The organism is Streptomyces sp. NPDC048436 (assembly GCF_043200355.1).
GTDB lineage: Bacteria > Actinomycetota > Actinomycetes > Streptomycetales > Streptomycetaceae > Streptomyces.
In genome coordinates, this window is record NZ_JBICXP010000012.1 from 96,013 (window position 1) to 116,326 (window position 20,314).

The 20,314-nt window shown below is 69.1% G+C and carries 20 protein-coding genes; 5 read left to right on the plus strand and 15 right to left on the minus strand.

Going from position 1 to position 20,314, the window contains the following annotated elements; translation table 11 throughout:
* Window positions 1-100: 100 nt before the first annotated feature.
* The 8 genes from ACGFX9_RS31855 to ACGFX9_RS31890 all read right to left on the minus strand — a co-directional run bounded on the left by ACGFX9_RS31855 (window position 101) and on the right by ACGFX9_RS31890 (window position 8,331).
* Window positions 101-1,327, minus strand: coding sequence for an alginate lyase family protein (locus tag ACGFX9_RS31855; protein WP_393480790.1), 1,227 nt, complete (start codon window positions 1,325-1,327; stop codon window positions 101-103).
* A gap of 195 nt (window positions 1,328-1,522) precedes the next feature.
* The gene (locus ACGFX9_RS31860; RefSeq protein WP_393480793.1) at window positions 1,523-2,203 is read right to left on the minus strand and encodes a potassium-transporting ATPase subunit C; all 681 of its coding nucleotides are present in this window, start codon (window positions 2,201-2,203) and stop codon (window positions 1,523-1,525) included.
* Between the two features lie 24 nt (window positions 2,204-2,227).
* Window positions 2,228-4,378 carry a potassium-transporting ATPase subunit KdpB gene (gene kdpB / locus ACGFX9_RS31865; protein WP_393480797.1) on the minus strand — a complete coding sequence of 717 codons (2,151 nt, stop codon included), beginning with the start codon at window positions 4,376-4,378 and terminating at the stop codon, window positions 2,228-2,230.
* Window positions 4,375-6,039, minus strand: a complete 1,665-nt coding sequence (gene kdpA, locus ACGFX9_RS31870) for a potassium-transporting ATPase subunit KdpA (RefSeq protein WP_393481337.1) — start codon at window positions 6,037-6,039, stop codon at window positions 4,375-4,377. Before kdpA ends, kdpB begins: the two co-directional genes overlap by 4 nt.
* 7 nt (window positions 6,040-6,046) lie before the next feature.
* On the minus strand, window positions 6,047-6,136 hold the full coding sequence (kdpF, locus tag ACGFX9_RS31875) for a K(+)-transporting ATPase subunit F (protein WP_190127323.1): 90 nt from the start codon (window positions 6,134-6,136) through the stop codon (window positions 6,047-6,049).
* A 287-nt stretch (window positions 6,137-6,423) separates the two neighbouring features.
* The gene (locus ACGFX9_RS31880) at window positions 6,424-7,197 is read right to left on the minus strand and encodes a DUF3710 domain-containing protein (protein ID WP_393480801.1); all 774 of its coding nucleotides are present in this window, start codon (window positions 7,195-7,197) and stop codon (window positions 6,424-6,426) included.
* A gap of 1 nt (window position 7,198) precedes the next feature.
* On the minus strand, window positions 7,199-7,750 hold the full coding sequence (gene dut / locus ACGFX9_RS31885) for a dUTP diphosphatase (RefSeq protein ID WP_393480805.1): 552 nt from the start codon (window positions 7,748-7,750) through the stop codon (window positions 7,199-7,201).
* Window positions 7,747-8,331, minus strand: coding sequence for a PaaI family thioesterase (locus ACGFX9_RS31890; RefSeq protein WP_393480809.1), 585 nt, complete (start codon window positions 8,329-8,331; stop codon window positions 7,747-7,749). Before ACGFX9_RS31890 ends, dut begins: the two co-directional genes overlap by 4 nt.
* 58 nt (window positions 8,332-8,389) lie before the next feature.
* Here ACGFX9_RS31890 and ACGFX9_RS31895 point away from each other — a divergent pair, with 58 nt between their 5' ends.
* Complete coding sequence (locus tag ACGFX9_RS31895) at window positions 8,390-8,836, plus strand: DUF3093 domain-containing protein (RefSeq protein ID WP_393480814.1); 447 nt, start codon at window positions 8,390-8,392, stop codon at window positions 8,834-8,836.
* A gap of 15 nt (window positions 8,837-8,851) precedes the next feature.
* Here the strand turns inward: ACGFX9_RS31895 and ACGFX9_RS31900 are convergent, their stop codons facing one another.
* The 4 genes from ACGFX9_RS31900 to ACGFX9_RS31915 form a co-directional block, all read right to left on the minus strand.
* Window positions 8,852-9,793 carry a hypothetical protein gene (locus ACGFX9_RS31900; protein ID WP_393480818.1) on the minus strand — a complete coding sequence of 314 codons (942 nt, stop codon included), beginning with the start codon at window positions 9,791-9,793 and terminating at the stop codon, window positions 8,852-8,854.
* A 13-nt stretch (window positions 9,794-9,806) separates the two neighbouring features.
* Complete coding sequence (locus tag ACGFX9_RS31905) at window positions 9,807-10,103, minus strand: DUF4193 domain-containing protein (protein ID WP_055563079.1); 297 nt, start codon at window positions 10,101-10,103, stop codon at window positions 9,807-9,809.
* A 393-nt stretch (window positions 10,104-10,496) separates the two neighbouring features.
* Complete coding sequence (locus tag ACGFX9_RS31910; RefSeq protein WP_393480822.1) at window positions 10,497-11,729, minus strand: sensor histidine kinase; 1,233 nt, start codon at window positions 11,727-11,729, stop codon at window positions 10,497-10,499.
* Between the two features lie 6 nt (window positions 11,730-11,735).
* The gene (locus tag ACGFX9_RS31915) at window positions 11,736-12,389 is read right to left on the minus strand and encodes a response regulator transcription factor (RefSeq protein WP_135331070.1); all 654 of its coding nucleotides are present in this window, start codon (window positions 12,387-12,389) and stop codon (window positions 11,736-11,738) included.
* Window positions 12,390-12,693: 304 nt separating this feature from the next.
* On the opposite strand from ACGFX9_RS31915, the gene ACGFX9_RS31920 reads away from it, so the two are divergent.
* Window positions 12,694-12,867 carry a hypothetical protein gene (locus ACGFX9_RS31920; protein ID WP_190082458.1) on the plus strand — a complete coding sequence of 58 codons (174 nt, stop codon included), beginning with the start codon at window positions 12,694-12,696 and terminating at the stop codon, window positions 12,865-12,867.
* Between the two features lie 83 nt (window positions 12,868-12,950).
* On the opposite strand, the gene ACGFX9_RS31925 is transcribed toward ACGFX9_RS31920, so the two are convergent.
* Window positions 12,951-13,763 (minus strand): inositol monophosphatase family protein, encoded by an 813-nt coding sequence (locus ACGFX9_RS31925; protein ID WP_393480827.1) that lies wholly within the window; start codon window positions 13,761-13,763, stop codon window positions 12,951-12,953.
* Between the two features lie 50 nt (window positions 13,764-13,813).
* Window positions 13,814-14,941: a ferrochelatase gene (locus ACGFX9_RS31930; RefSeq protein ID WP_393480832.1), complete on the minus strand. Its 1,128-nt coding sequence runs from the start codon at window positions 14,939-14,941 to the stop codon at window positions 13,814-13,816.
* Window positions 14,942-15,097: 156 nt separating this feature from the next.
* Between ACGFX9_RS31930 and ACGFX9_RS31935 the strand changes: the two genes are divergently transcribed.
* Window positions 15,098-16,348 (plus strand): MFS transporter, encoded by a 1,251-nt coding sequence (locus ACGFX9_RS31935; protein ID WP_393480837.1) that lies wholly within the window; start codon window positions 15,098-15,100, stop codon window positions 16,346-16,348.
* Window positions 16,296-17,627 carry a D-arabinono-1,4-lactone oxidase gene (locus ACGFX9_RS31940; RefSeq protein ID WP_393480841.1) on the plus strand — a complete coding sequence of 444 codons (1,332 nt, stop codon included), beginning with the start codon at window positions 16,296-16,298 and terminating at the stop codon, window positions 17,625-17,627. The genes ACGFX9_RS31935 and ACGFX9_RS31940 overlap by 53 nt, the downstream gene beginning before the upstream one ends.
* Before the next feature lie 9 nt (window positions 17,628-17,636).
* Here the strand turns inward: ACGFX9_RS31940 and ACGFX9_RS31945 are convergent, their stop codons facing one another.
* Window positions 17,637-18,743: a hypothetical protein gene (locus ACGFX9_RS31945; protein ID WP_393480846.1), complete on the minus strand. Its 1,107-nt coding sequence runs from the start codon at window positions 18,741-18,743 to the stop codon at window positions 17,637-17,639.
* A gap of 463 nt (window positions 18,744-19,206) precedes the next feature.
* On the opposite strand from ACGFX9_RS31945, the gene sepH reads away from it, so the two are divergent.
* Window positions 19,207-20,304 (plus strand): septation protein SepH, encoded by a 1,098-nt coding sequence (gene sepH, locus ACGFX9_RS31950; protein WP_393480850.1) that lies wholly within the window; start codon window positions 19,207-19,209, stop codon window positions 20,302-20,304.
* Window positions 20,305-20,314: the final 10 nt, after the last annotated feature.

Below are 20,314 nucleotides of genomic sequence, written 5' to 3' on the forward strand. Positions count from 1 at the left end.
GCAGTGTCGACCTTACGGCCAACAATTGCCGCGAATCAGACAATGGGGCACGGGAGGGTGCTCCTTGACGTAACCCTGATGTGGCGGGTTCCGGAGCGACTCAGCTCGGGTTCTGCGCGTGCGTCAGGGTCTCCCAGGCGACGAAGAGGTTGTTGGAGCCCGCCGGGCGCTGCTGCTCGGTGAGCTTCTGGGTGTTGCTCATGGCGTGCCCGAGCCGGTTGTGGAGCGCGTTGTAGCCGACCTCGGTGACCGGCCCGAGACCCCGGTCGACGGAGCCGCCACAGAGCGAGCTCGGCGGTGCCTCACCCAGTTCGTACTTGGCGTGGAAGCCGAGGCCCTGGCGCAGCCGCTCGCCGACGTCGGTCCTGTAGAGGTCCTCGCCCTGGATGCGGCTGGTCTCAGCGACATGGGAGATCGCGGAGAGTCCGTATCCGGTGTGGGTGAAGTCGCGGCAGGTCTCCTGGGTGAGCCCGGTGGTGAAGGTGCCCTGGCCCTGCCAGTACTTGACGATCTTCTCGCGGGTGTCGAGGTTCTGGCTCGGCACCGTCTTGGGCAGCGCGCCGTCGGAGGCGAGGTAGACGTAGGCGGCGGTGCGCGTGCGGAACTTCGCCATCGCCTTGTCGTACGACGCCTTGTCCTCCAGGAAGACGGAGATGCCGACGGCGGCCTCCATCATCGAAAGCTCCCAGTTGCCGTTGGAGTTGGAGCCGTTGATGACCTTCGGCAGATAGACGTTCCGCAGCATCGTCGCGAAGCGCCCCGAGTTGCTCCAGGCGCCGCTGTACGTGTACTTGATGATCTCGGCCGCCCGCGGCCAGGACGATCCCGCCCAGCCGGTCTGCAGCGGAGCGTTGCTGTTGGTGTGGTCCTTGATGGTGGCCGACCAGGCGTCCATCAGCTCGATGGACTTCTTGGCGTAGCGGTCGTCGCGGGTGACGTACCAGGCGAGTGCCGTGGTGTACGCGGCTGTCGCGTCCTCACGCTCGTCCGTGCAGCCGTAGTCGGGGTCCGAGTAGGAGCCGCACTCGACGATCGCGCGGGGCTTGGGGGTGCGCGACAGGGAGGCGTACTTGCTCCCCATCATCTGGTCGTATGCGCCCTTCCAGGGCTGGGCGCCGGCGTTGACCTTCTCCCTGGTGAAGTCCAGCTGGCCGCGGGAGACGGTGACTCCGGGGTGCGCGAAGGCACTGGGCGCGGCCTCGGCTCGTTCGGCGCCGGGCCAGGCGATGAGGGCGGCGACCAGGGCGGTCACCACGGAGGCGATGGTCGCGAGGACTGTCGTGCGGGTTCTGCGGCGGTGGCGCACGGGTGTGGGGGTGTCAGCCATGCGAAGGCCATCCATTCTCGTATGTGAACTTCAAGTACCTTTCTGAATACGCGTGTTGGGCCGAGACCATAGGTACAGACCATGCTCACGTCAAGACACGAGGACCGAGGGCCTGCCTGCGTACGCGAAGGCGGCCCGCGACGCTCCGGTCGGCAGGACCGGATCACCGCGGGCCACAGGCGGGTCGGGCGGGCGTCAGCCCTTGGCGGCCACAAGCTCCTTCAGCGCGACGTTGAGCTGGAGGACGTTCACGCGGGGCTCCCCCATGAAGCCGAGGATCCGCCCGTCGGTGTGCGCGCCGACCAGCTTCTCGACCTTGTTCACGTCCAGGCCGTTCTTCTCCGCGACCCGGTGAGCCTGCAACTCCGCGTACTGAGGGGAGATGTGCGGGTCCAGACCCGAACCCGAGGAGGTGACGGCCTCGGCCGGTACCTCCGAGGGCTTGACCTTGAAGCCGGCCGTGGAGTTGTCCTTGACCACGGCGGCCTTGGCGGCCCTGACGTTCGCGATGAGGTCCTTGTTGTCGCCGGACAGGTTCGTCGCCCCGGACAGGATCAGGTCGTACCGCGTGTTCACACCCGCGTCCCGGTTGGAACCGAGGCCGTTGGACGGCCGTGGCTGGAACCACTTCAGGTCGGGCGCCGGCGTCTCCTGGCCCTTCTTCAGGGGCAGGTCGTACCTCTGTCCGATGAGCTCGGAACCGACGACCTTCCCCTCGCTCTTGATCTCGGAGCCGTTGGCCTTGTTGCCGAACAGACCCTGGGCGATGCCCGTCACGGCCAGCGGATAGACGACACCGCAGATCACGGTCAGCACGAGCAGGGCACGCAGGCCCGCCCCCAGCAACCGCGCCGTACTTACAACGGAGTTGTTCATGACGAATAGCACGCTTTCCAGAAATTACAGCCCGGGGATGAGGGAGATGACCAGATCGATGATCTTGATGCCGATGAACGGGGCGATGAGACCGCCGAGCCCGTAGATCCCGAGGTTGCGCCGCAGCATCCTGTCGGCGCTCATCGGCCGGTAGCGCACGCCCTTCAGGGCCAGCGGCACGAGGGCGATGATGATGAGCGCGTTGAAGACGACGGCGGACAGAATCGCCGACTCCGGAGACGACAGGTTCATGATGTTGAGCTTGTCGAGGCCCGGATAGACCACCGCGAACATGGCGGGGATGATCGCGAAGTACTTCGCCACGTCGTTGGCGATCGAGAAGGTCGTCAACGCGCCCCGCGTGATCAGGAGTTGCTTGCCGATCTCGACGATCTCGATGAGCTTGGTGGGGTTGGAGTCCAGATCCACCATGTTCCCGGCCTCCTTGGCGGCCGAGGTCCCGGTGTTCATCGCCACGCCCACGTCGGCCTGGGCAAGGGCCGGCGCGTCGTTCGTGCCGTCACCGGTCATCGCGACGAGCTTGCCACCGGCCTGCTCGCGCTTGATCAGCGCCATCTTGTCCTCGGGCGTGGCCTCGGCGAGGAAGTCGTCCACGCCCGCCTCGTCCGCGATGGCCTTGGCGGTCAGCGGGTTGTCACCCGTGATCATGACCGTCTTGATGCCCATCCGGCGCAGCTCGTCGAACCGCTCCCGCATGCCGTCCTTGACGACGTCCTTGAGGTGGATGACGCCGAGTACGCGCGCTCCCTTGCCGTCCTCGGCGGCGACGAGCAGCGGTGTGCCACCGGCCTGGGCGATGGAGTCGGTCAGCTCCTGGGCGTCCTTGGAGACCGTGCCGCCGTGCTCGGTGACCCAGGCGACGACCGAACCGGCGGCGCCCTTGCGGACCTTGCGGCCGGTACCGCCTTCGAAGAGGTCGACGCCCGACATGCGCGTCTGTGCCGTGAAGGCGACCCACTCGGCCCCCGCCAACTCCCCCTGGTGGCGCTCGCGGAGCCCGTACTTCTCCTTCGCCAGTACGACGACGGAGCGGCCCTCCGGCGTCTCGTCGGCCAGTGACGAGAGCTGGGCGGCGTCCGCGAGCTCGGCCTCGGTCGTCCCGCGCACCGGCACGAACTCGGCGGCCTGACGATTGCCGAGGGTGATGGTGCCGGTCTTGTCCAGGAGCAGCGTGGACACATCACCGGCGGCCTCGACGGCCCGGCCCGACATGGCGAGGACGTTGCGCTGGACCAGGCGGTCCATGCCCGCGATGCCGATCGCGGAGAGCAGTGCGCCGATGGTCGTGGGAATCAGGCACACCAGGAGGGCGGCCAGCACGATCATGGACTGCTCGGCACCGGCGTACACGGCGAACGGCTGGAGCGTGACGACCGCGAGCAGGAAGACGATGGTGAGGGACGCCAGCAGGATGTTGAGGGCGATCTCGTTGGGCGTCTTCTGCCGGGCCGCGCCCTCGACCAGGTTGATCATCCGGTCGATGAACGTCTCGCCCGGCTTCGTCGTGATCTTGATGACGACGCGGTCGGAAAGCACCTTCGTGCCACCCGTGACCGCGGACCGGTCGCCGCCCGACTCCCGGATGACCGGGGCCGATTCGCCGGTGATCGCCGACTCGTCGACGCTCGCGACCCCCTCGACGACGTCACCGTCCCCGGGGATCACATCGCCCGCCTCGCAGACCACGAGGTCGCCGACGCGCAGCTCCGTGCCGGGCACCTGCTCCTCGGCCGTGCCGTTCAGCCGGCGCGCGACCGTGTCGGTCTTGGCCTTGCGCAGCGTGTCCGCCTGCGCCTTGCCGCGGCCCTCGGCCACCGCCTCCGCCAGGTTGGCGAAGACCGTCGTCAGCCACAGCCAGCCGGCGATGGCCCAGCCGAACAAGTCCCCCGGGTCCTTGAGAGCCAGGACCGTGGTGATCACCGAGCCGACGAGCACCACGAACATCACGGGAGACTTGATCATCACCCGCGGATCGAGCTTCTTCACGGCGTCCGGAAAGGACTTGAGAAGTTGCCTGGGGTCGAACAGGCCCCCGCCGACCCGGCCGTCGTCCTTGTGCCCGCCGGTCACGTCCTGGTGCGGTGCGCGGGTGGGAGTGGGGGTAACGGTGGACATGGAGCCGGGCTCCTCTTGCTTCTCTATGTCGGTGGTCATGACGCAAGCCCCTCGGCCAGCGGCCCAAGCGCGAGCGCCGGGAAGTAGGTCAGACCGGTGATGATCATGATGCTGCCGACCAGCAACCCGGTGAACAGCGGTTTCTCCGTACGCAGCGTGCCCGCCGTCGCCGGGATCGGCTTCTGCTCCGCCAGCGAACCCGCCAGCGCCAGCACGAAGACCATCGGCAGGAAGCGGCCCAGGAGCATCGCGAGGCCGATCGTGGTGTTGAACCAGTTCGTGTCCGCGCTCAGCCCCGCGAATGCCGAGCCGTTGTTGTTCGCGCCCGATGTGTAGGCGTAGAGGATCTCGGAGAAGCCGTGCGCCCCGGAGTTGAGCATCGAGTCCTTGGGCGTGGGCAGTGCCATCGACACCGCCGTGAAGCCGAGCACGAGAGCGGGGGTGATGAGGATGTAGCAGGCCGCGAGCTTGATCTCGCGGGTGCCGATCTTCTTGCCCAGGTACTCCGGCGTACGGCCCACCATCAGTCCCGCGATGAACACCGCGATGATCGCCATGATCAGCATGCCGTAGAGACCCGATCCGGTGCCGCCCGGCGCGATTTCTCCGAGCTGCATTCCCAGCAGATCAAGGCCGCCGCCAAAACCGGTGTTCGAGGAGTGAAAGGAATTCACGGCACCGGTCGAGGTGAGCGTCGTGGCGACCGAGAAGATCGCCGATCCGCCGATTCCGAACCGCGTCTCCTTGCCTTCCATCGCCCCACCCGCGATGTCGAAGGCGGGACCGCCGTGATGGAACTCCGTCCACATCATCAGCGCGGTGAATCCGACCCAGATCGTCACCATCGTCGCCAGGATCGCGTATCCCTGCCGCAGGCTGCCCACCATGCGACCGAAGGTGCGGGTCAGCGCGAACGGGATCACCAGGATCAGAAATACCTCGAACAGGTTGGAGAAGGCGTTGGGATTCTCGAAGGGGTGGGCGGAGTTCGCGTTGAAATACCCGCCGCCATTCGTCCCCAGTTCCTTGATGACCTCCTGCGAGGCCACCGCCCCGCCGTTCCATTCCTGTGTGCCGCCCATGAACTGCCCGACCTCATGGATGCCGGAGAAGTTCTGGATCGCGCCACAGGCGACCAGTATGAGGGCGCCGATCACCGAGACCGGAATGAGAATGCGTACGACACCGCGTACTAGGTCCGCCCAGAAATTCCCCAACTCGCCGGTGCGGGAACGGGCGAACCCGCGCACCAGCGCGACGGCCACGGCGATGCCGACGGCCGCGGAGACGAAGTTCTGTACCGCGAGGCCGCCGGTCTGCACGACGTGGCCCATGGCCTGCTCGCCGTAGTACGACTGCCAGTTGGTGTTCGCCACGAACGAGGCCGCGGTGTTGAACGCCTGGTCCGGATCGATCGACCTGAACCCCAGCGATCCGGGCAGCGAACCCTGCAGCCGCTGCAGCAGATAGAGGAAGAGCACGCTCACCGCGGAGAACGCCAGGACCCCGCGCAGATAGGCGGGCCAGCGCATCTCGGCATTCGGGTTGGCGCCAATGCCCTTGTAGATCCACTTCTCCACCCGCAGATGCTTGTCGGAGGAGTAGACCCTGGCCATGTGGTCGCCGAGGGGACGGTATGCGAGGGCCAGCGCCGCCATCAGCGCCAGCAGCTGGAGCACACCAGCAAGAACAGGGCTTATCACGTACTCAGAACCTCTCCGGGAACACGAGAGCGAGAATGAGATAACCCAGCAGGGAGACGGCCACGACGAGGCCGACAATGTTCTCGGCAGTCACAGCTTCGCCACCCCCTTGGCGACAAGTGCCACCAACGCGAAAACGGCGATCGTGGTGACGACGAAGGCCACGTCGGCCATCGTGTGCTCCTAGATGAGATTCGGGTGGTCTGACGTCTTGAGCAAACCCCCTCCATGGCCGGAATTGACCGCCGTTGACGCCTCCCTTACGGCCCGGGCCAATCCATTGACGAATCTCATACGCCGTTCCATACCAGTCCATGAAAAAGCCGATGGGCCGCACTCCCGTCAGGGAGTACGGCCCATCGGCCTGCGACTGGTGGCGCCTCAGCGCACCTCGGTGATCTCGGGGCCCCGCTGGAGCTGGCCCATGCCGCCCGAGAAGCGGGAGCCTTCCTGCTGCTCCTGCTGGACGGTGCCTTCGGCGACCATCTGGGCGTCGTCCGGCAGCTTCAGGACGATCGGGTCACGGGGAGCCATCGGGCCCTCACCGCGCACGATGACGGTGTCCCGGAAGATCTGCTCCAGAAGACCCGCGGCCTGCGGCTGCACCGCACCCTGGCCGGAGATGACCCCGCGCAGGAACCACCGCGGTCCGTCGACGCCGATGAAGCGCACGACCTGCACCCCGCCCGTGCCGTCCGGCAGCTGCACCGGCACCTGCGCGCGCAGCTCCCAGCCGAGGGGGCCCTCGACCTCGTCGATGACACCGCCCTGCTGGGTGATGCCCGAGGCGATCTCCTCGCGGACCTCGCCCCAGATGCCCTGCTTCTTGGGGGCGGCGAAGCCCTGCAGCTGGATGGCGCTGTCCTGGAGCACGACGGTCGCGGCGACGATCGCGTCACCCGCGACCTCCACCCGCAGCTCCATGCCCTCGACACCGGGCACGAAGAGGCCGCCCAGGTCCACGCGCCCCTCGCCGGGCTCGCGGACTTCCGAGACGTCCCAGGGACCGTCGGGACGGGGCTCGGGCTCGAGCCTCACGCGCGACGGAGCCGCGGCCGAGTCGTCGGTGTCGGCACCGTCAGGGTCCTCGACGACCTGCTCGGCCTCGCCCGCCGCGTCCTCGGCGGCACTGTCCTTCTTGCGACGTCCGAACACGTCACTGTCCTTCCCGGTCAGATACGACCGATGCGTATCGATTCCCACCCGTTTGTTCACCCGAGCCGGCACCCACGGCGGCATGACCGCCGGTGGACCCGAAGCCCCCCTCGGCCCGCGCCGAGTCGGGAAGCTCCGCCACCTCCCGGAAGCGCACCTTCTCGACCTGCTGGACGACCAGTTGGGCAATCCGGTCGAAGCGCTCGAACCGCACGGACTCGCGCGGGTCGAGATTCACCACGATCACCTTGATCTCTCCACGGTACCCGGCATCCACCGTCCCTGGGGCATTCACCAGGGCGACACCGCAGCGGGCGGCGAGCCCGGAACGCGGGTGCACGAAGGCCGCGTACCCCTCCGGCAGCGCGACAGACACTCCGGTCGGCAGCACCACGCGCTCACCCGGCGCGAGTTCACAGGCTTCGGTGGTCCGCAGATCCGCTCCGGCGTCGCCGGGCTTGGCGTACGACGGCAGCGGCACTTCGGGGTCGACGCGACGGATCAGGACGTCGAGTTCCGGGCGGGATACGGGGGTCACGGATACGGGGGTCACGGGTTCACCTCGAAAGCGCGTGCGCGCCGGATCTGGTCCGGGTCGTCCATGGCGGCCCGGATCTCCTCGGGGCGGCCGTTGTCGATGAAGTGGTCGACCTTGACCTCGATGAAGAGGGCCTCGGCACGGACGGCGACAGGCCCGTCGGGGCCGCCGATCCGCCCGGTGGCCCGGGAGTAGATCTTCCGCCCGGAGACGGCGGTGACCTCGGCCTCAAGGAAGAGCACGGTGCCCAGCGGCACGGGGCGCGCGAAGTCGGTCTCGAGCCGACCGGTCACGGCGATCACCCGCAGCAGCCAGTTCAGCGAGCCGAGCGTCTCGTCGAGCGCCGTGGCGAGCACCCCGCCGTGGGCGAGGCCCGGCGCGCCCTGGTGGGCCTCCCGGACCGTGAACTCCGCGGTGACGCCCACACCTTCACCGGCACGCGTCGCGAGGTGCAGCCCGTGGGCCTGCCCCTCACCACAGCCGAAGCAGTGCTCGTAGTGGGCTCCGATGAGCTCGCCGGGGGCGGGCGCGTCGGGGTGGCGGACGGGCGCTATTGCGTCGGCCGGGGGCGTCAGAGCTGCAGAAGTACCACTCACAGCCGCAGACCTTACCCGCGAGTCCACCACCTCTTCTCATCATGCCAAGCTTGGGAACATGCAGCCTTACGAAGAACGCCTGACGGCGCCCCGTTCCTGGTGGTTTGTCTCGCTCCTGGTGGGCATCGCGGCGGCGCTGGTCATGGTCCCCTTCGGGACCCTGCCGCTGCTGGGGGGCCTGGTGGGCGGGACGGCGGTCGCCGCGGTGGTCACCAGTTCGTACGGCTCCCCCCGGATCCGCGTGGTGGCGGGCTCGCTCGTCATGGGGGACGCGAAGATCCCGGTCTCCGCGCTGGGAGAGCCGGAGGTGCTCGACGCGGAGGAGGCGCGTGCCTGGCGCGGCCAGAAGGCCGACGCGCGCGCCTTCATGCTGCTGCGCGCCTACATCCCCACGGCGCTGCGCGTAGAGATCACGGATCCTCAGGACCCGACTCCGTACGTGTACGTGTCGACGCGGCACCCCGAGGCGCTCGCCGCGGCGCTGACGGCGGTGCGGGCGTCGTAGTCGGGGCCGGGCCGGTCAGCGCCCCAGCTCCTTGGGCGGCCCTTCCGGGCGCAAGGGGTCCAGAGGCTTGAGGGGCTGCTCAAGGGGCGGCAGCGCGGGCAGGGCATCCCAGGGCACCTGCGCCCTCCGCAGGTCCGCACGGACCCGCTCAGCGAGCTTCTTGGTGTCACGGCGGTTCATCACCGCCCCGACCGCGGCGCCCACCATGAAGGGCATCAGGTTCGGGAGGTTGCGCACCATGCGCTTCATGATCTGCTGGCGCAGCTCGCGCTTCATCTGACCGCCGAGGGCCGCGTTGATCGAGGCGGGCTTCACCACGTCGATGCCGCGCTCCTCGGTCCACGCGGTGAGGTAGGCGGTGCTGCGCTCCTTGAGATTGCCCGGCGGGCGCAGGCCGTAGACCTCGTGGAGTTCGGCGATCAGCTTGAGCTCTATGGCCGCGACGCCGGTGATCTCGGCGGCCAGTTCCGCGGGCATCGCGGGCGGCACCGGCATCATCGCGGCGGCGCCGACACCGGCCCCGACCGTGGAGGTCGCGTTGGCCGCGCCGGCGATGAGTTTGTCCGCGAGCTGCTCGGGGCCGAGGCCCGGGAACTGCTTGCGGAGGGTGCCCAGGTCACGGACCGGGATCCGCGGGGCGTTCTCGATGACCCGGTCGGCGAGATAGCCGATCCCGGCCTTGGCGCCGCGTCCGCTTTTGCGCACGCCCGCCTTGACTCCGTCCGTGACGGCGGCAACGCGACCCTTGGACGCTCTGGTCCAAGACGCCTTGTCGGCCGCCGTCTCGTCGTCTGCCACTTCGTGTGCCACCTCAAGGGCGTCCGCTGGTCCGAGCGAGGCTGTTCCTGTGGGGGAAGAGCCCCGCTCGTCGTCACGCACGCCGTCGTGGGTGGCGCTTTCTTGGTCCGCTCCGCGCTTGCGGAAGCGGCGCTTCCTCGGCGGGGTCGAGCCAGTCACGGCCGACCCTGCCCTAGTCGCAGTCGCGGCAGATCGGCTGGCCGTTCTTCTCCTTGGCCAGCTGGCTGCGGTGGTGCACCAGGAAGCAGCTCATGCAGGTGAACTCGTCCTGCTGCTTCGGGAGCACCCGAACGGCGAGCTCCTCGTTCGAAAGGTCCGCGCCGGGCAGCTCAAGGCCTTCGGCGGCCTCGAACTCGTCGACGTCTACGGCCGACGTCGACTTGTCGTTCCGCCGCGCCTTGAGTTCCTCGATGCTGTCCTCGTTGACGTCATCGTCGGTCTTGCGTGGGGTGTCGTAGTCCGTTGCCATGTCGCTCTCCCCCTCTGGGTGTCTGCGGTGTCTCAGCGCACGTAACGCGTGAGAGGCCGGACTTGTGCCCGACCTGAGGCGGAGATTTTGCCTCACATCAAGGTCTGTTACTCAATCGACACCCAACCGCACCCCTTGGGAGGTGATCGGTTTGGATGGCGATCGGGACCGTACACGGTCCGAATGTCGCACTCCACGGGCGCCACCCCGTGTACTTCCCGTGATCAAGACCCCTGAAAACCCGGATTTTCCCGGCTTTCCAACGACTTTCACGATCACAGAGAGTAGATGGCCGAAAATTCGCCCCTGTGATCGATCGCACACGAAATCTCCTGGATCAGGTCCCGAAAATTCCGCTAAAAGCGAACATCGCGGCGAGCCCGCGGCAGCATCTCAGAGGGGAAGGGTGACTCGCATCACGAGCCCACCCCCCTCGCGCGGCTCCGCGATGATACGGCCCCCGTGGGCCCGCGCCACCGACCGGGCGATCGACAGGCCGAGTCCCACGCCCTTGTCGCTGCCCGTGCGCTCGGTCCGCAGCCGCCTGAACGGCTCGAAGAGGTTGTCGATCTCGTACGCCGGCACCACAGGACCCGTGTTCGACACCACGAGGACCGCCTGGCCGTGCTGGGCCTCGGTGGTGACCTCGATCCAGCCGTCCTGCGGGGCGTTGTACCGAACGGCGTTCTGTACGAGGTTCAGGGCGATGCGCTCCAGCAGGACGCCGTTGCCCTGGACGACGGCCGGGCCGCGCTCCCCGCGGATCTCGACGCTCTTCGCGTCGGCTTCGGTGCGCACCTGGTCGATGGCGCGCGAGGCGACCTCGGCGAGGTCGACGGGTTTGCGCTCCACGATCTGGTTGTCGCTGCGGGCGAGCAGCAGGAGGCCCTCCACGAGCTGCTCACTGCGCTCGTTGGTGGCCAGCAGCGTCTTGCCGAGCTGCTGGAGCTCAGGGGGCGCCGCGGGGTCGGAGAGCTGCACCTCGAGGAGCGTGCGGTTGATCGCGAGCGGTGTGCGCAGTTCGTGCGAGGCGTTCCCGACGAACCGCTGCTGAGCGGTGAAGGCGCGCTCCAGGCGGTCGAGCATCTCGTCGAAGGTGTCCGAGAGCTCCTTCAACTCGTCGTCGGGGCCGTCGAGTTCGATGCGCCGGGACAGGTCCGTGCCGGCCACCCTGCGCGCGGTGCGCGTGATGCGGCCGAGCGGTGACAGGACGCGGCCCGCCATCGCGTACCCGAAGGCGAAGGCGATCACGGCGAGCCCGAGCAGGGCGAGCAGCGAGCGGCTCAGGAGGTTGTCCAGGGCGTGCTGGCGCTGTTCGTTGACGCAGGCGTTCATGGCGTTGTTGAGCTCACCGGCGGACGGCGACGACGGGAAGTTGCAGGTGTCGCTTGCCACCTGCCCCGAGACGATCTTGAACGGCAGGTCGCTGCCCACGTTCAGGGCCTGCGCGGCCAGCAGATAGATGATCGAGAGCAGCAGGATGCCCGCGATCAGGAACATCCCGCCGTAGAGCAGGGTGAGGCGTATACGGATCGTGGGGCGCAGCCACGGGAAGGGCGGTTCGGCCTTCCTCGGGTCCCACGTCGGCTTCGGCGGCGCCGCTGGTGGCGCCGGGGTCGCGGCCACCGGGGATCAGATCCGGTAGCCGGAGCCGGGCACCGTCACGATGACGGCGGGCTCGCCGAGCTTCCGCCGCAGGGTCATGACGGTCACCCTGACCACGTTCGTGAACGGGTCGGTGTTCTCGTCCCAGGCCTTCTCCAGGAGCTGCTCGGCGGAGACGACGGCGCCCTCGCTGCGCAGCAGCACTTCGAGGACCGCGAACTCCTTGGGCGCCAGCTGGATCTCCTTGCCGTCGCGGAAGATCTCGCGGCGGTTGGGGTCGAGCTTGATCCCGGCGCGCTCCAGGACGGGCGGCAGCGGGACGCTCGTACGCCGCCCGAGGGCACGCACGCGTGCCGTGAGCTCGCTGAACGCGAAAGGCTTGGGGAGATAGTCGTCGGCGCCGATCTCCAGGCCCTCGACGCGGTCGCTGACGTCGCCCGACGCGGTGAGCATCAGGACGCGGGTCGGCATGCCGAGCTCGACGATCTTGCGGCAGACGTCGTCCCCGTGCACGAGCGGGAGGTCCCGGTCGAGCACCACGACGTCGTAGTCATTGACCCCGATGCGTTCCAGGGCGGCCGCTCCGTCGTACACGACGTCGACGGCCATGGCCTCCCGGCGAAGTCCGGTTGCCACCGCATCGGCGAGCAGTTGCTCGTCCTCGACGACGAGTACGCGCACGGCGCTGTCCTTCCTCTGTGCCCCTGAGGGCAGGTCTGTACGTGGGGTGTGGCCTCCATCCTGCCCCTTTCGGTCATAAACCGGCTGTAAGACGGTGTGCTGACCCGGGAATGCGGGATTTCCTCGGGCGGTTGAGGTTTCCGTGGAAGGGAGCCCGGGGAGGACGACCTCACACCCCGCGATCACGCTTTGTATGTGGCGCGCCACAACACGCTTTCTCCAGAGCGGCCCGAGACGTGATCGCCCCTTCTTGAGGGCACACCCCCGTGCCATCGACCCACGACCCAGCCGAGGGGGCGCAACCATGGACGCATTCACCGCAGGACTCCTGCAGCGCATAAAGGCCACGGAGTCCGACCTCACGATGGCCCGTGAGACGGGCGACGACTTCCTTGCCGAGGTCGAGCAGGCCGAGCTGGAGGACCTGCACCGGCTGGCCGCCGAGCACGGCGTGGAGGTCGGCGTACTGCACGCCTGATCGAGTACGCGAACGGAAGGGCCCCGGCATCTGTGGACGAGATGCCGGGGCCCTTCTGTGCGCCGGTCGAGCGCTTGTGTGCGTCAGTCGTGCCAGGCGCCGAGCTCCTCCAGGCGGCCCTGCAGATCCTCGAAGAGGCCGGGCGGGGCCGCGATGGTCAGCTCGCCCGTGGGGGGCTGGCCGGGGCGCCCGCCGGTCAGCGCGCCCGCCTCCCGGGCGATGAGGTCACCGGCCGCGAAGTCCCACGGGTTGAGGCCACGCTCGTAGTACGCGTCCAGGCGGCCGAGCGCCACATCGCACAGGTCGATCGCCGCCGAGCCGCCCCTGCGGATGTCCCGGACCAGCGGGATCAGCTGCCGGGCCACGTCGGCCTGGCGGACGCGGCGCTCGGTGACGTAGCCGAAGCCTGTGCCGACGAGGGCCTGTTCGAACGGGGGCGCGGGGCGGGTGTGGGCGGGCTTGTCGTTGACGAAGGCGCCCTCTCCGAGGACCGCGCGGTATGTCTCGCCGCGCATCGGGGCGTGCACGACTCCGACGAGCGTCTCGCCGTCCTTGAGGGCCGCGATGGACACCGACCAGTCGGGGCGCCCGTAGAGGTAGTTGACGGTGCCGTCGATCGGGTCGATCACCCACTGGATGCCGCTGCTGCCCTCGGAGCTCGCCCCTTCCTCGCCGAGCACGCCGTCGTCCGGCCTGCGCTCGGCGAAGAAGTCGGTGATCAGCTTCTCCGAGGCGATGTCCATCTCGGTGACCACGTCGACGGCGCTCGTCTTCGTGGCGGCCACCCCCAGGTCGTCCGGGCGGCCTTCGCGCAGGAACACCCCGGCGCGGTGCGCGGCCTCCAGGGCGACACCGAGGAGTTCGGCCTTCAGCTGCTGGTCTGCGGGGTCGGTCACGGAGCTCCTTGTGCCTACGGGGGTGCCTGCGAGGGCGCGGGGTGCCTGGGTTACACGTACGGACTGTCGGCGCCCGCGGCAGCGGGCTTCGGGGCGCGGGCCGGGCAGCAGCCCACCGGACACAGGTCGTGGCTCGCGCCGAGCGTGCCCAGGGCGCAGGGCGCGACCTTGTGCCCGTTCTCCGTGGCGGCGCGCTCCAGGACGAGGTCCCGGACCGCCGCGGCGAATCGCGGGTCGGCGCCGACCGTGGCCGAGCGGCGGACCGGCAGGCCCAGTTCGGCGGCCTTCGCCTCGGCCTCGGTGTCGAGGTCGTACAGGACCTCCATGTGGTCCGAGACGAAGCCGATCGGGACCATGACCACCGCGGGCGCGCCGGCCGCGTGCCGCTCCTCCAGGTGGTCACAGATGTCCGGCTCCAGCCACGGGATGTGCGGGGCGCCGCTGCGGGACTGGTAGACGAGCTGCCAGGGGTGCTCGACGCCGGTCTCCTCGCGCACCGCGTCGGCGATGAGCCGTGCCACGTCCAGGTGCTCGGCTACGTACGCGCCGCCGTCTCCGTGGTCCTCCACGCGCCCCGAGGTGTCGGCTGCCGCGGTCGGGATGGAGTGTGTCGTGAAGGCCAGGTGCGCCCCTTCGCGGACGTCCTCGGGGAGGCCGGCCAGGGATTCAAGGACGCCGTCGATCATGGGGCGGACGAAGCCGGGGTGGTTGAAGTAATGCCGCAGCTTGTCGACGCGCGGCAGCTCCAGGCCCTCCGACGCGAGCACGGCGAGGGAGTCCGCCAGGTTCTCGCGGTACTGCCGGCAGCCCGAGTACGAGGCGTACGCGCTGGTCGCGAGGACCAGCACCCGGCGGTGTCCGTCCTGGACGAGCTCGCGCAGGGTGTCGGTCAGATAGGGCGCCCAATTGCGGTTGCCCCAGTAGACCGGCAGGTCCAGGCCGTGCTCCGCGAAGTCCTTGCGCAGGGCGTCGAGCAGGGCGCGGTTCTGGTCGTTGATCGGGCTGACCCCGCCGAACAGGAAGTAATGCTGCCCCACCTCCTTGAGCCGCTCCTTGGGGATGCCGCGGCCCCGCGTCACGTTCTCCAGGAACGGGACTACGTCGTCGGGTCCTTCGGGGCCGCCGAAGGAGAGCAGCAGCAGGGCGTCATAGGGAGTGGCATCGAGCGCATCGGACATGCATCCGATCCTGCCACCCGCCACTGACAGCCGGAGAATCCCGGTGCGTTCGGCCCTGTCGGAGCCGTAAGCTGTATCGACCACCTTTACGCCTTACCGGAGCAGCTCTGTACAGGGTCCCCACGGAACCGCCCCGGCGCCTCAGCGGAGTCCCACGTGCCGAGCCCCTACCGCGCCATCTTCGCCGCCCCCGGCACCAAGGGGTTCTCCACGGCCGGCTTCCTCGGCCGGATGCCGCTGTCGATGATGGGCATCGGCATCGTGACGATGGTGTCCCAGCTCACCGGGCGGTACGGACTCGCGGGCGCGCTCTCCGCGACCGTCGCGCTGTCCGCCGCGGCGATCGGCCCGCAGATCTCGCGCCTGGTCGACCGGTACGGCCAGCGCCGGGTGCTGCGCCCCGCGACCCTGGCGTCCCTGACCGCGGTCGCCGGTCTCCTGCTCTCCGCGAAGCTCGCGCTCCCGGACTTCACGCTCTTCGTCTTCGCCGCCCTCGTGGGCTGTGTGCCGAGCGTGGGCTCGATGATCAGGTCGCGCTGGGCGGTCCTCTACCGGGACACTCCCCAGCTGCACACCGCGTACTCCTTCGAGTCCGTGGTGGACGAGGTCTGCTTCATCTTCGGACCGATCATCTCGATCGGGCTCTCCACGGCGTGGTTCCCCGAGGCCGGGCCGCTCCTGGCAGGGGTCTTCCTGGCCGTGGGTGTCTTCTGGCTGACGGCCCAGCGCGCCACCGAGCCGGTGCCGCAGGGGCGTGAACACCACACCAAGGGCTCGGCGTTGCGCTCCGGAGGGCTGCAGGTCCTGGTCGCGACCTTCGTGGCGACAGGTGCGATCTTCGGCTCGATCGACGTGGTGACCGTCGCGTACGCCGAGGACCACGGCCACAAGGCCGCGGCGAGTCTGGTGCTCGCGGTGTACGCGCTCGGCTCCTGTGTTGCGGGGGCGGCCTTCGGTCTCATGCACTTCAAGGGCGCTCCGGCCCCGAGGTGGCTGCTGGGTGTCTGTGCGATGGCCGTGAGTATGATCCCGCTTCAGTTGGTCGGGAACCTGCCGTTTCTGGCCGTGGCGTTGTTCATCGCGGGCCTCTCCATAGCACCGACCATGATCACGACGATGGCCCTCGTCGAACAGCACGTACCACGCGCGAAGCTGACCGAGGGCATGACCTGGGTGAGCACCGGACTCGCGGTCGGCGTCGCGCTCGGCTCCTCCGCGGCCGGCTGGGTCATCGACTCCGCCGGATCGGACGCCGGGTACGCGGTCCCCGGATTCTCCGGGGCCGCCGCGGTGGCGGTCGGGTTCCTTGGGTATCGCCGGCTGAAGAAGCCGGTTCCGCAACGGGGAGGGACCCATGAGCACGGCAACGGGCACGGGCAGCGGGAAGAGCGCGGCAGCATGGCGTAACTGGGCGGGCAACGTCACCGCCCGCCCGGCCAGGGAGGTCACCCCCGCGTCGGTCGACGAGCTCTCCGCCGCGCTGCGGCAGGCCAGGGAGGACGGCCTGAGGGTGAAGCCGGTCGGCACCGGCCACTCCTTCACGGCGGCGGCGGCCACCGACGGCCTCCTGATACGCCCCGAACTCCTCACCGGCATCAGGAAGATCGACCGCGAGGCCGGCACGGTCACCGTGGAGGCCGGGACTCCGCTGAAGCGCCTGAACGCGGCGCTCGCCCGCGAGGGCCTCTCGCTCACGAACATGGGCGACATCATGGAGCAGACGGTCTCGGGCGCGATCAGCACCGGAACGCACGGCACGGGCCGTGACTCGGCGTCCATCTCCGCACAGATCACGGCACTTGAGCTGGTCACGGCGGACGGCAGGGTCCTCACCTGCTCCGAGAAGGAGAATCCCGAGGTCTTCGCCGCGGCCCGGATCGGCCTCGGCGCGCTCGGCGTGATCAGCGCGATCACCTTCGCCGTCGAACCGATCTTCTTCCTCACCGCCCGCGAGGAACCGATGACCTTCGACAAGGTCACCGGCGAGTTCGACGCGCTCTACGCCGAGAACGAGCACTTCGAGTTCTACTGGTTCCCGCACACCGGCAACTGCACCACCAAGCGCAACAACCGCAGCGCGGGCCCCGCGGCCCCGCCCGGGAAAATCAGCGCCTTCGTAGAGGACGAAATTCTCTCCAACGGCCTCTTCCAGGTGGTCAACTCGCTCGGCAGAGCCGTCCCCGCGACCATCCCCGGCATCGCCAAGATCTCCAGCAAGGCGCTCTCCGCCCGGACCTACACGGACATCCCCTACAAGGTCTTCACAAGCCCGCGCCGCGTGCGCTTCATGGAGATGGAGTACGCCGTCCCGCGTGCGGCCCTGGTCGAGACGCTGCGTGAACTGAAGGCCATGGTGGAGCGTTCCGATCTGCGGATCAGCTTCCCCGTGGAGGTCCGCACGGCGCCCGCTGACGACATCACGCTCTCCACGGCCTCGGGCCGGGAGAGCGCGTACATCGCCGTACACATGTACCGGGGCACGCCCTATCAGGCGTACTTCACCGCCGCCGAGCGGATCTTCACCGCGCACGAGGGCCGGCCCCACTGGGGCAAGATCCACACGCGCGGGGCCGAGTACTTCGCGCAGGCCTATCCGCGCTTCGGCGAGTTCACGGCCCTGCGCGACCGCCTGGACCCGGACCGTCTGTTCGGCAACGACTACCTGCGCCGCGTCCTGGGCGACTGAACCGTACGCCTACGGGGCAAGGGTGTCGTCCTGCTGTGCGTCGTCCCCGCTGCCGGTGTCGCCCGTGTGGGTCGGCGTCGGTGTCGGGGTCGGCGTGGGCGTGGGTGTCGGGTCCGTCTTGGAACCGTCGTCCTTCGAGTCCGAGCCGGAGTCCGACCCCTTGTCCTTGCCCGGATCCGTCTTCGAATCGGAGTCCGAGCCGCTGCCGTTGTCCGGCGTCTGCGAGTTCGACCCGTTCGGGTCCTGCGACGCGCCGCCACCCTGCTGCGAACCATCGCCCGTGCCGGTGGAAGCGCCGCCGGACGGCTGATCGGAGGGGCCGGTCGAGGGCGTGGAGGGCTGCTTCGGGGAACTGTCCCGGCCCGTGAAGCTGTTGCTGATCGTGGTGCCGTGTCCCCCGCTGAAGTCCTCGCCGGAGACGATCTCGTACGTCGTGATCCCGGCCATGGCCACGCCAAAGACCACCGCTGCGGCGATCAGCGGACGCTTCCAGCTGCGGACCTGCGTGCGGTGGGTGGTGCCGTCCGTGAACTCGTCCGAGGGGAGCGGCGATTCGACCGGCACAGCGGGGGACGTCTGCCGCAGCACGCGCGTCGCGTCGTCCCGCGGCATCAACTGCGTGGCGTCGACCGATCCGAGCAACTGGGTCTTCTCGGCATCGGCGTCGGCACCAGCACCGGCGCCCGCCACGGGCAGCACTGTCGTGCGATCAGCGTCAACTGTTCTCCCCCAGGTGGTCTTTACGGGCCCCGTCGCCGTAAAGCGCTCCGCGCCCGTGCCCGACCCCACCTCCGTGTAAGCCGCCGATCTGAAGGTCTCCGCCACCGGCACGCCCGCGGCATCGGTCACGGGGACCTGGTGCGCCCGCGGCTTGGCCTGCACCGCGACGTCGCGTATCTGCTCACCCGTACGACTGAAGAAGTGCTGGAAGACCGTGCCGCCGCACGTCGCGACCGCGCTCACCACACCGGCGCCGAGGATCGTGCCGTAGACCCCGAAACTCGAGGCGAGCTTGGCCGCCACGACCGCGGCCACCGCGCTTCCCGCCACCTGCGGCACACTCAGGTCGAGGCGCCGCTTCTGCTTCGGCTCCCCCGAATCCGGCTTTTCACCCATCTCAGACCCTTGCCTCCCTTTCTCGGCTGACTGCACGAGAAAGGGACGTATGGGTGAAGTGGATAGTTCCGTTTCTGGAGATTCAGTGAAGTGTGCCACTCATGCACCACCCTGCCCGGGTATCCCCGGGCGCCAACTCCCGTCCCCTGCGAGAAGTTCAGCGGCGCGGCGGACCACCCGCGTGGCCCGAATGGAGTACTGTTGCGAGCCCTGGGTCCGGTCTCCCACCTGGGTGCCCGGGGGCCTTCCAGGACCGCCGGGAGGGGGCTCGCCGCACAGGGTGACCGAAGTGGTCACTGAGAGTTGCGAAAAGGTAACCGTGCCATAACGGCGACCTTGGGCCCATGCCCGACACGCCGGGCAACTCGGCAAGGTTGTGGCAGGCTGCACCCGGGCAGGCCACACTCGACTAGCGGAAGCAGCGACGCACGTGACGTCGGCAGGCACCACCCGGGAGGTTCCCATGCCCGAACTGCGTGTCGTGGCCGTCAGCAACGACGGCACACGGCTGGTGCTCAAAGCTGCGGACAGCACGGAGTACACGCTTCCGATCGACGAGCGGCTGCGCGCGGCGGTGCGCGGCGACCGACCGCGTCTCGGCCAGATCGAGATCGAGGTGGAGAGCCACCTCCGCCCCCGCGACATCCAGGCACGGATACGAGCCGGTGCCAGCGCGGAGGAAGTCGCCTCGCTCGCGGGAATTCCCGTCGATCGCGTCCGCCGCTTCGAAGGACCCGTGCTCGCCGAGCGCGCCTTCATGGCCGAGCGGGCCCGGAAGACCCCCGTGCGCCGTCCCGGCGAGAACACCGGACCCCAGCTCGGCGAGGCCGTATCGGAGCGACTGCTCCTGCGCGGCGCCGACAAGGAGACCGTCCAGTGGGACTCCTGGCGCCGCGACGACGGCACCTGGGAGGTCCTGCTCGTCTACTGCGTCGCGACCGAACCGCACTCCGCGAGCTGGACGTACGACCCGCCGCGGCGGCTCGTACAGGCAGTCGACGACGAGGCGCGCTCGCTGATCGGCGAGACGGACGACATCGCCGCGCCGGAGCCCAGCTTCCCGTTCGTGCCGCGCATCGCCCGGCTGCCCCGGGACAGGCCCGCGCTCGACCGGCCGCTGGACCGCGCCCTGGACCGGCAGTTGGACCGCCCCAGCGGGCCGCCGCCCCCGGAGCCCGCGGAGGAGAACACCGCCACGGCCGCGACCGCAGCCGTATCGGAGGCGGAGCGCGACTCGCTCACCAGCCTCCTGGAGGCGGTGCCGAGCTTCCGCGGCGACATGATCGTGCCGGAGCGCCCCGCGCTGCCGACCACGGACCTGCCGCCCGCGGAGGAGGACGAGCAGGACCCTGAGGCCGAAGAGCCCCCGGCGGCGTCGGCCGGCGCGGGTTCGGCGTACGCGGACGTCCTGATGCCCCGCTCGGTGGCCAGCCACCGCGACCGCCTCACCGGCACCACCGACCGCCAGGCCGAGGCCGACGGCGTACGGCCCGGGCGGCGCGCCGCGGTGCCCAGCTGGGACGAGATCGTCTTCGGCACGCGGCGCAAGAAGCAGGAGTAACAGGAGTAAC